10 protein-coding genes are annotated in these 10,084 nt (G+C 34.2%); 7 read left to right on the top strand and 3 right to left on the bottom strand.

The window, feature by feature from the left end:
- Window positions 1–35: 35 nt before the first annotated feature.
- The 3 genes from CJF42_RS11020 to CJF42_RS11010 all read right to left on the bottom strand — a co-directional run bounded on the left by CJF42_RS11020 (window position 36) and on the right by CJF42_RS11010 (window position 4,839).
- Window positions 36–515, bottom strand: a complete 480-nt coding sequence (locus tag CJF42_RS11020; protein ID WP_095366736.1) for a TlpA family protein disulfide reductase — start codon at window positions 513–515, stop codon at window positions 36–38.
- A 3-nt stretch (window positions 516–518) separates the two neighbouring features.
- Complete coding sequence (locus CJF42_RS11015; RefSeq protein ID WP_095366735.1) at window positions 519–2,678, bottom strand: TonB-dependent receptor plug domain-containing protein; 2,160 nt, start codon at window positions 2,676–2,678, stop codon at window positions 519–521.
- An 82-nt stretch (window positions 2,679–2,760) separates the two neighbouring features.
- Complete coding sequence (locus CJF42_RS11010; protein ID WP_170940576.1) at window positions 2,761–4,839, bottom strand: CapA family protein; 2,079 nt, start codon at window positions 4,837–4,839, stop codon at window positions 2,761–2,763.
- 159 nt (window positions 4,840–4,998) lie between these two features.
- Between CJF42_RS11010 and CJF42_RS11005 the strand changes: the two genes are divergently transcribed.
- The 7 genes from CJF42_RS11005 (at window position 4,999) to CJF42_RS10975 (ending at window position 9,994) form a co-directional block, all read left to right on the top strand.
- Window positions 4,999–5,355 carry a ribosome recycling factor family protein gene (locus CJF42_RS11005; RefSeq protein WP_095366733.1) on the top strand — a complete coding sequence of 119 codons (357 nt, stop codon included), beginning with the start codon at window positions 4,999–5,001 and terminating at the stop codon, window positions 5,353–5,355.
- A 37-nt stretch (window positions 5,356–5,392) separates the two neighbouring features.
- Window positions 5,393–5,614, top strand: a complete 222-nt coding sequence (locus CJF42_RS11000; RefSeq protein ID WP_095366732.1) for a hypothetical protein — start codon at window positions 5,393–5,395, stop codon at window positions 5,612–5,614.
- A 171-nt stretch (window positions 5,615–5,785) separates the two neighbouring features.
- Window positions 5,786–6,118 (top strand): hypothetical protein, encoded by a 333-nt coding sequence (locus tag CJF42_RS10995; RefSeq protein ID WP_095366731.1) that lies wholly within the window; start codon window positions 5,786–5,788, stop codon window positions 6,116–6,118.
- Between the two features lie 18 nt (window positions 6,119–6,136).
- Complete coding sequence (gene lspA, locus CJF42_RS10990) at window positions 6,137–6,628, top strand: signal peptidase II (RefSeq protein ID WP_095366730.1); 492 nt, start codon at window positions 6,137–6,139, stop codon at window positions 6,626–6,628.
- 63 nt (window positions 6,629–6,691) lie between these two features.
- Window positions 6,692–7,402 (top strand): helix-turn-helix domain-containing protein, encoded by a 711-nt coding sequence (locus CJF42_RS10985; RefSeq protein WP_252097591.1) that lies wholly within the window; start codon window positions 6,692–6,694, stop codon window positions 7,400–7,402.
- Window positions 7,403–7,472: 70 nt separating this feature from the next.
- A complete protein-coding gene (locus tag CJF42_RS10980; protein ID WP_095366728.1) occupies window positions 7,473–8,204 on the top strand; it encodes a transglutaminase-like domain-containing protein in 732 nt (243 codons plus the stop codon).
- 116 nt (window positions 8,205–8,320) lie between these two features.
- On the top strand, window positions 8,321–9,994 hold the full coding sequence (locus tag CJF42_RS10975) for an alkaline phosphatase (RefSeq protein WP_095366727.1): 1,674 nt from the start codon (window positions 8,321–8,323) through the stop codon (window positions 9,992–9,994).
- The last annotated feature ends 90 nt before the right edge of the window (window positions 9,995–10,084 follow it).

Genomic DNA, 10,084 nt, shown 5'->3' with positions numbered 1-10,084 from the left:
TCGTTCCTGATAGGCTCTTACAAAAAAGAAATAACTCAAATATTACATACTGGTATTTGATATGTATTAAGTAGCTTTATCAGTTTATCTTTAGGTGTATAACCAACTGTTTTAAATGCTAACTGCCCTGCTTGGTTAAAAATTAGCATCATTGGAACTGGGCTTTTTGCACCAATCGCATTAATAATATTTCGACTAGCTAAATAAGCTGGAAAGGTATTTTTTTCCCTTTTTAATTCCTTTTTTAGTTTTTGTTTTGTGCCTTGAACACCCAGCATGATAGTTTGTAATTTTGGGCAAGTTTTTTTAATACTTTTCAAAACATTATGCTGTCTTAAGCACCAACGACAATTAGGCATAAAAAATGAAGTTAATAATGCTGAACCTTTATAATATGTTAAGGTTTGAGTTGTGTGACTACTGATATCTATGCGCTGCATTTGTTCTTGGTAAATGCTTTGTGCATTGGCATAAAAGCTCAATGCACATAAACCCATTACAAGGTATTTAAACATTTATTAAAATTCGTAATTCAAGCCAGCATACGCACTTCTACCGCGTAGAGGTCCATAAATATAAACAACATCATATGTTCCTTCATCATGGAACATTAATGGGCTATCCATATCCTTTGCTTGGTTATAGTCAAACAAGTTTGTAGCACCTATATAAACTTTAAGTCCTTCAGATAGTGCTTTAATTACTTTTAAATCAACAGTAATGTAAGAGTCAGCTTGGCTAGACTTTAACTCAGTAGCATCATTTTTGTTATAACCAACATAGCCATAATCTGATAAGTCACGACTTGCAACCCAAGTAGTTGAAGCAATGACATCCCAGCCTTTATAATCCCAATCTGAACTTAATGTCATTCTTTGCTCAGCGGGTGCAATTGCAAATGAAGCTTTAAATGTCTCATCATAATCATATTGCTCAGCGATGAGTGATAAAGACCAACCTTCCAAAACTTGATAATTGATAGCGATATCAACCGCTGTTACCGATGCTGTTTCTTCTAATTGACCCAGTACAGGTGTACCGACTTCATCATGATATAAAGATGCTAAATGATCGACTTGGGTATAAGCAAATGAAGCAGTGGTACTGATTTTTTCACCGTCATAATTGAGTGAGTAAGTCACACTGTCTGAGCGCTCAGGTCTATCAACTGCTACAATGTAACCTTTACCCGCATCTAATATACCATGATCACTTTCAAAGAAAGATAATGGTGCGCGATAGCCTTGTCCAAATGATAAGCGAGAAGTTATTTGTTCGTTGTGCAAATAGCGCATATCAATTCGAGGTGAGATAAGTGTTTTGTCTATTTCTGTTCCTGGTTTAGAAAGGTCAACAAAATCTGCTTGTATATTATCAATACGCAGTGCAGCTGCTAATTCAAAGTTTTCGTTTGGTAACCAAGAATCTTGAATAAACAACCCTGTCGTTACATAATCAAAGCTATCGGCAATATAATTATCTAATTTAGCTAATGATCGAGAGCGAGAACGCATTTCTTCATTCCGATAATCAACACCAAAAGTCAAGAGGTGATTATCATTTAAATCATAATTAAATCGTGCACTTAGGTACAGCATAGTATCATCAGCACGATAATCAACACCTTCATAAAATGAATCCTGTAGGTGATCGATATAAGCAATACTGGAAGTGACATTTAAGTTTCCTGTTACCTCATGTAACCAACTTAACGATAGCTCTTCACGATCTGTTTTTACCCATTCAGCTGTTTCCCAAGGTAAGCCTGTATAACGATTACGAACATCATTACCTTCAAATAATTGTTCGGATTCACCATAAACAACACTTGATAACGCATCAGCTACACTATGTGTCGTATCACCGATAACAGGTCCACCAAATACCTCTGAATTACTTTGGTTATAACGAAACCGTATATTATCTGTATAACTTAAATCATGTGATAAATACAAAGTAAGGGATTGATTTGTTAAAGTTGGGTTTTCACTCACGCCATTGTTGTCACCATCATATTGATCACGATTATCATATTGACCTACTAACGTAATATTTGTATTACTATCATCGCTGATGCCAGTGGCCACCATAGATGCTTTACGATAACCTAGCTCACCTGCTGATAAATCAAATTGTACACCATCTTCAAACGCACTTTTTGTGATCATATTTACCGTACCACCAATTGCCTCTGGTGCAGTTAATGAAGCTCCTGCCCCCCGCGCAATTTCAATTGTTCCAATCCCACTGGCCGCAACTGAATCCATACCATAAAAACCTGAAATCATCGTATGCATTGGAATGCCATCGATTAATACATTGGTATGTTCACCTTTCATACCATTGATCATTATCCTTTTAGCACCACACATTGAACATTCGTTAGATACGCGGATCCCTATCGCATTTTGTATTGCATCAGCTAAATTCGCTGCTTGCGTATTTTCAATGTATTCTCCAGTGAGTAATTCTGTTTTAGAAATACTGTCTTTCAATGCACCTGAATCTGTTAACCTATTACGTACACCGTATACCTCTATTTTTTCAACATCAGCTTGAGTTTCAAATTTATGAGAGTTTGTTTTTTGTGAGGCATAAGCGGTGCTTATTGTGCAAAATAAGAGGCTATAACACGATGTTTTTAAGAAAAAAGAGGTTTTAATAATAGTGTTAAACATGATTTGATTTTTTTAGCTATAAAAAGTAACTTGGATGATAATGATTTTCATTTGCAATACAACTGTTTTTAAGAAAATCTTTCTATTTATAACTAATATTTATATCCGATTGTGGCATTGTATTAAAACCAATAAAGCTAGCTTGTTTATTGCCATCGTTTGCCACTGGCATATTATTGAGTTTACTATATGCACTTTGCCATTCAACTAGATTTACATCGTCTAAATACACTGTATTTTTATTGCCAGATAAATCTTCAATCTCTAATAAAATTCTAAAGCTACGGTAACCAACACGTTGCGTATTAAAAGCGACTTCTAAATTAGTCCAGTCTTCACTACCATCTAAAGTTAATGTTTCAATTAAGTGTTTTTTTGCACTTTTAATCGCATAAGAGAATTTATCTCGTGTTTTTCGACCTTGCCAATAAAAATTAATTTTTGTATCTGAATCTACTTTGATATTAGTGCTAATTGTCATCGGTGAACTTGGGTTATAAACACGTCTAAAGTTAGTCATACCAAACGTTTCTATTTGACGAGATTTAAGCTCTGCTTTAACAGATTTTTTACCGCTTACTGCTGACTCTGTTGTAATGTTAAAACCACTTTGATCTATATTCCAACCTCGTTCATTGGTATTAAAGGTGCCAAAGCTTTCAAAGTCAGAACCATTTACTAAATTAACACCTAACCGATAAGTTAAGTCTTTATCATCACTTGAAACATTAATAATATTTTGCTGCCATTGGGTGTGATAAAGCGGAAAAACAGTTTGTTCTTTTATCGCTTTTAAAGTAATTTCACTTTTAGAAGCTATAAATGAATTAATAGGTGTGATAACGCCATGGCCACCTGATACGCCTAATTTTACCCCCCGTTTTTGTGATAATTGATCTAAACGTTTTAATACAGTGTATCTATGCATGCCTGTGGCAGGCGTTGGTTTGTAACCTTTTAAATAGACTGGTACTACTTCTGCACGATGTAATTTATCGCCATCCATCCACACATATAAAACAAATGAATGTGGCGTTGAATAAAAGTACTGATCAAAGATAAAGTTACCCATAGAGTAAGCTATCAGTTTATCATTATATATCTCAAAGCCTTGGGTGACATGTGGATGATGCGCTATTGCCATATCAGCGCCAGAATCTATCGCTGTTTTTAGTCTTTGCTCAGTGACTAAAGTCGGTTCAGTTTTATACTCTAAACTACCATGGTATTGCACGATAGTTGCCTGCTTATCAGCTGCTTCACGACTTACAGAATCAACAATATTTTGCATAGAACCAAAAGCTGCGCCGCCTTTATCATGCGAGGCTGTTTGGTTTGGCGTAAAACCGCCTTCCCAGCCTACATAACCTAAAAACGCGTAATCTGTGCCATTGAGATTTTGTCTGTGTGCTTTAAGTGCTTGTTTTTTATTGATACCTGCACCGGCATAATTAAGCACACTTTTTTCAAGATATTTCAATGTAGATTTTAAACCGGAATCCATATAATCATAAGTATGATTATTACCTAATGTCACAAAGTCGATACCAGCCCATTCAAGTGCAGTTAGTGTTTCGGGTGGAGAATAAAAAGTGACCGACTTAGGTGCGCGCTCTGAAGGTTGCGTGTGTGAAATCTGGGTTTCTAAATTTACAGCAGCCATATCAGCCAAGCTCATATAAGGGCGCATATGCTCAACAATCGATTTTGTATCTTGCGCTTTACTGTCAGCTTCAATAATAACTGCGTTATCAAATTTAGGTTTTGCAAAACGTCGACCCATCATGACATCGCCACCAAAAGCAAATAAAGTACGCCCTTTTACTTTTTGTACTAATTCAATGGGCTGAATATTCATATTCTGCTGTGTCAGCTCATAATGACTAAATGTTTGAATAGCCGTGTAATAATTATTCGTTGAAAATTTTAATGAATAAATATCTTCTGGCGAAACCCAAGCACTGTAATTACCATTACTATCTGTATTAAAGCTTTGACCATTGATCACAAGTTTTACATTTTTAAGTGCTTGTTGCTGCTCATTCACTAAGGAGCCTGTTATATTCACTTTACCTGTTTCATCAATAGCTGAAACTGTTTTACATGCACTTACAATAGCTAAACTTAAAGCAATACAGGTTAACAACAGATTTTTATTCATAATTATTATCTTCGATTGTTGGAATTTGAACATTAACACGCATTTTAAACATCACACAATGCATTTACACCAAACAGTCATAACCTGAGGTTATATGTATTTTGAAAAATATAAAATAAAGTTTAGAATAGACTCATTAGCTCAGTTTAATGTAACTTTATGATAGAAATTCCACTTAATAGTTTTGTACGAAGAACACAAGACCGTACGCAACTCAAAGTTTTAGTTCTCAACACTGGTGCTTTACTTAAACGTAAAGGTCGCTCTCGTAATTGGATACTACAAGCTGATTGTTCACAAATAAGTGAAATTTTATATAAAGCTCAACAAGTAGAAGAACCAAGCTGGCAATGGTTTATTAGTGAGCTAGAAAAACATAAACCGCAATTATCAGTTAATGAACTTGTTAATTTAATCAAACAAGAACCACTCATCACACTTAATCAGTTAATTGTAAAAACTGACTGCACTTTAGCACAAGCCCGAGAGGCAATCGATATTGTAGAGTGGTGCTAAAAATACAATCTGCACGAAACAAAGATCATAAAAAATTATGTATTTTACTGGAATACCTAAATTTATCTCAGTAGAAATCCCTTCTGAAAATAAACACATTTTAATACTAAAATATTTTACAGGAACAGCTGGCATTCATGACTTAGTCGATATCTTTGGCGCTTGTATATATGATAAAAACAAACATTTAGCCCTTACTGATATTACATTAGTATATGTTAGTAAAATTCGAACTATGAGAGAACCGGAACAAAAATAACATCGAACTCTATTTTTTATAAATTATGAGGTTTCTGAGAAATTTGAAATTAAATTGGATTATTAAATTCATTCTATTAACTCCATGCTTTTACTGTATCACTTAGCCATTAAATTGTTTTTTAATATTAAATCACGTAACCTAGCGAACTTTATCCATAAGGAAAATAAATTGAAAACCTTACTAAAAAGTATTCAATATGGCATGTTAGATTATATTGATGGTGAAGAAGCTCCTGAATATACCTCTGATGATGTAGCACAGTGTATAACAATATTATTAGAGTTTATGACATTCATGGCATCAGAGCCTCAAACGATAGAAACTGCGACATACGAGATTAAAGAATTAGTATTCTCTTTAAATGATTTAAACACTAAATGCGCTCACAGTTTAATAGAAACAGATCAGTGCGAAGAAATATGTAAATTCATAAATAAAGTTATCACAGCCGCACGATTAAAATTTGATCATGATATAACTACGCAATGGCGACAGTGGTAAACACAAGGAAAAACATAAATGGATACTTGGAAAAGATTCATTATTATTTTTTTTATTACACTCTCATCTGTAGGCTGTGATCAGGGCACTAAGTTACTCGCTTCGCAGTATTTGCCTAAATTTCAAATGACAAGTTACTTAAATGACTTTATTAGAATTGGTTATACAGAAAACATAGGCGCTTTTTTAGGACTGGGAAACAGTCTATCAGAACACACGCGATTTTTGATTTTTGTCGTAATGGTTGGTGCATTTTTATTGGGTTTATTTATCTATTTAGTTTCCAACTCAAAACAGCATCTGACATCTATCATTGCATTATCATTGGTATTTTCTGGTGGAATGAGTAATTTTTACGATCGTATAATGAATAATGGCGCAGTTATCGACTTCCTTAATCTTGGTTTAGGATCCATTAGAACGGGTATTTTTAATGTCGCAGATATCGCAATTATGGCTGGCGCATTTATGTTATTATTTTCACAACAAAATAATAACAAATCGATATAAACAATTATCAGTTCAAAGGTAAAGAGTATAAATAAACCGACTGTTTGGATTCAAACAGGTATCGTGATTATTTATGGTGCGAGCTTAGATGCAGCACTTCACACTCATCAAGCAATTCAAGTTATTTGGCCTAAATCTGATTCTTTATGTTTAATAAATGGTAATAATATTACACAACCCGTTATCATTAACTCAAAAATACCACATCAACTAAAAATGACTGAAGGTTGGGTTTTACTTATAGAGCCAAAAAGTCACTTAGGTGAAGCCCTCTATCTTATTTTACAAACCCAAGATTATAAAGTATTCGAAGTACCATATTTCACTAGTTGTCATGAGAATAAAAGTGAAAATGACTTAAAAATAAATTTAAAACCTTTATTCAAAAATCTAAACCTGCCCATTAGGGTATTATTTAACAATCACTCTACAGTCATTGATAAACGTATACAGCAAATCATATCTCAATTAGATGAATGTTTAAAAAATGATTGTATAAAACCCGCCACTTGGCGTGCATCTGAAGTTGCGGATCAATTAGCATTATCACAAAGCCGATTTTTACATTTATTTAGTCAAGAGCTAGGTATTTCATGGCGACCTTATTTATTATGGCGAAGAATGATGTGCGCAATAACAGCGATTTTAAAAAAATCCTCAGCAACTGAAGCGGCCTATAAAGCTGGTTTTTCAGATAGTGCCCATCTGAGTCGTACATTCAAGAATATGTTTGGCATGACAATAAAACAGGCCCGCATTATTTTTAAAAGATAGCCAGTTTATTCAATTTTCTATTAGTTAAAATATTTATGCTAGTCGTAAATCTAAGCTCTAGGAAAAATCGATGACTCATTTATCAAAAGACTTATTGTTAATAACACCGATGTTGGACTTCCATTGTTCTAATATACAAAACTTAATTACGGACAAACAATGGTGTAAGTTATCACAATTTGACGCCATTGCTGCAATTTACACTTTTGTCCGTGATGAGATTAAATTCGGTTACAACGCAGATGATCGCCTTGCAGCTAGTCAAGTTCTCCGAGATGGTTATGGTCAATGTAATACCAAAGGTACTTTATTAATCGCATTATTAAGATCTGTTGGAGTCTCCAGCCGTTTTCATGGTTTTACAATTTATAATGAACTACAGCGTGGTGCGATACCTAATTATTTATTTTCCTTGGTACCTGAACGTATTATTCATAGCTGGGTGGAAGTATATTTAGATGGACGGTGGATAAATCTTGAAGGTTATATTATCGATAAAGCTTTTTTAACTCAGGTACAAAATAACTTTGCAGATCAATGTAATGAATTTTCAGGTTTTGGTATCGCTACCAAGTGTTTAGCCTCACCTAATATAGATTTTAAAGGTGGCGATACTTATATACAAAGCGAAGGCATAGCCGATGATTTTGGTATTTACACTCAACCTGATGATTTTTATGCTTTGATTGGTAGTAATCTTTCAGGTATTAAAAAAATAATATTTCGATATTTTTTACGTCATTTACTGAATTTAAATGTAAAACGCATTCGTAATAAAGGTATTAACAAAAATAAAGATTAAAATTAGAGTTTTTACTTAAAAATGAAACATATATGCCATTAATTTGTCATATATGTCCTTTAATCTTGCGTGAAAATATTTATTAAATCAAAAATATCAAACCAAGGTTTTACAACATGAAAAAAAGTATTTTAGCTTTAACTGTTGCAACTATTTTATTATCTGGCTGCAATGATGACGAAAAAACTGTTGAGGTGTTCAAGGTAGTTGAAGTTATTAAAGAAGTACCACCTGTTGAAGTGACTCAAGTTAAAAATGTTATTTTAATGATAGGTGATGGTATGGGTGCTCAACAAGTTGGTTTATTGGAAGAATATGCGCGTCGTGCGCCACAATCTATTTATAATTCAAAAAACAATACAACTGCTTTATCAAAATTTGCCAATGCTGGACAAATGGGTTTATCACTTAATGCACCTCATGGTACATCAGGTAGCTTAGTTGTTGATTCTGCGTGTTCAGCAACACAATTAGCTACAGGATTGGCCGCTGGTTCTGAAATGATTGGTTTAGATATTAATGGTAACAAAGTACAAACTATTCTAGAAAAAGCAAAAGCCATGGGCAAAGCAACTGGTTTAGTATCTGATACACGTATAACTCATGCAACACCAGCTGCATTTGCTTCTCATCAACCACATAGATCACAAGAAGCCGAAATTGCAACTGAATTAGTTAGCTCTGGTAATGTAGACGTATTACTTTCCGGTGGTGCTCGTGTATTTCTTCCGTCAGATATTAAAACGGATGAAGCTAAACGCACTGCAATGGCCAAGTTAGGTTTACCTACTAGTACATATAAAAAATCGAAACGTAGTGATGAGCGTAATATTATACTAGAAGCTAAAAATGATTTTGGTTATAGCTTAGCATTTGATGGTGCACAGCTAGATGCAGTTGAAGGTGAAAAGTTACTGGGTTTATTCTCAAATTCAGGTATGGCTGATGGCATTGCTTATTCTGCTTGTAAAAAAGATAACAGCTGTACACAGCCATCTCTTCGTGATATGACATTAAAAGCGTTAGATATTTTATCTAACGATGATGACGGTTTTTTCTTAATGGTAGAAGGTGGTCAAATTGATTGGGCTGGTCATGTAAATGATACAGGTTGGATGTTACATGAACTACTTAAATTTGATGAAGCTGTTGATGCCGTTTATGAATGGGTTAAAGATAGAGAAGATACTTTAGTTGTTGTCACTGCTGATCATGAAACGGGTAGTTTTGGCTTTAGTTATTCACGAAAAGAATTACCAGAAGCACAAACATTATCTGGTGATGGTATGCAAGGTAAAGATTATAAACCTAACTTTAACTTTGGTTCTTTGAACAAACTTGATCGTGTATATGCACAAACAGGCACATTTTATGACATGATGAGCCAAGTGAATTCTGATTGGGATTTCAGTAATACTACGGGTGAACAATGGTCTGAAGCGATTAATAACTACAGTAACTTTAAAGTAACGCCTGAACAATCAGCACATATCGCTGAGCGAGAAGATAATGAATATTATGTTGCAGAACATAAATATCTATCAGCAGTAGAATTCCCTAAAGTCAATGATTTTAAAGAATTTTATGTATATGGTGATGAACTTCACGCAAACCTAATTGCGCGTACATTAGGTGCAGATCAAAATACAGTATGGGGAACAGGCACACATACTGCTGCACCAGTACCTGTATATGCATTTGGTCCTGAAGGTGTTACTAGACAGTTTTCAACAATGCAACACCATGTTGATTTAGGGCAAAAAATGATGAATGCATTTTCTCAAGAATAATTTAATACCGCCTACAGTTTTTAGGGTTATTATTAAGTAAAAATAATCCCTCAATAAAGCTTAACTAGACAGCAGTTTTAGGTGAAATTA

The organism is Pseudoalteromonas sp. NBT06-2, from assembly GCF_002276045.1.
GTDB lineage: Bacteria > Pseudomonadota > Gammaproteobacteria > Enterobacterales > Alteromonadaceae > Pseudoalteromonas.
This window is presented reverse-complemented; position numbering and strand designations above follow the sequence as displayed.

Bases quoted from the DNA above. Each gene is read 5' to 3' on its own strand.
- CJF42_RS11005 (WP_095366733.1), top strand. From the start codon at position 4,999: ATGATAGAAATTCCACTTAATAGTTTTGTACGAAGAACACAAGACCGT.
- CJF42_RS11000 (WP_095366732.1), top strand. From the start codon at position 5,393: ATGTATTTTACTGGAATACCTAAATTTATCTCAGTAGAAATCCCTTCT.
- CJF42_RS10975 (WP_095366727.1), top strand. From the start codon at position 8,321: ATGAAAAAAAGTATTTTAGCTTTAACTGTTGCAACTATTTTATTATCT.
- CJF42_RS11010 (WP_170940576.1), bottom strand. From the start codon at position 4,839: ATGAATAAAAATCTGTTGTTAACCTGTATTGCTTTAAGTTTAGCTATT.
- CJF42_RS11015 (WP_095366735.1), bottom strand. From the start codon at position 2,678: ATGTTTAACACTATTATTAAAACCTCTTTTTTCTTAAAAACATCGTGT.
- CJF42_RS11020 (WP_095366736.1), bottom strand. From the start codon at position 515: ATGTTTAAATACCTTGTAATGGGTTTATGTGCATTGAGCTTTTATGCC.
- CJF42_RS10980 (WP_095366728.1), top strand. From the start codon at position 7,473: ATGACTCATTTATCAAAAGACTTATTGTTAATAACACCGATGTTGGAC.
- lspA (WP_095366730.1), top strand. From the start codon at position 6,137: ATGGATACTTGGAAAAGATTCATTATTATTTTTTTTATTACACTCTCA.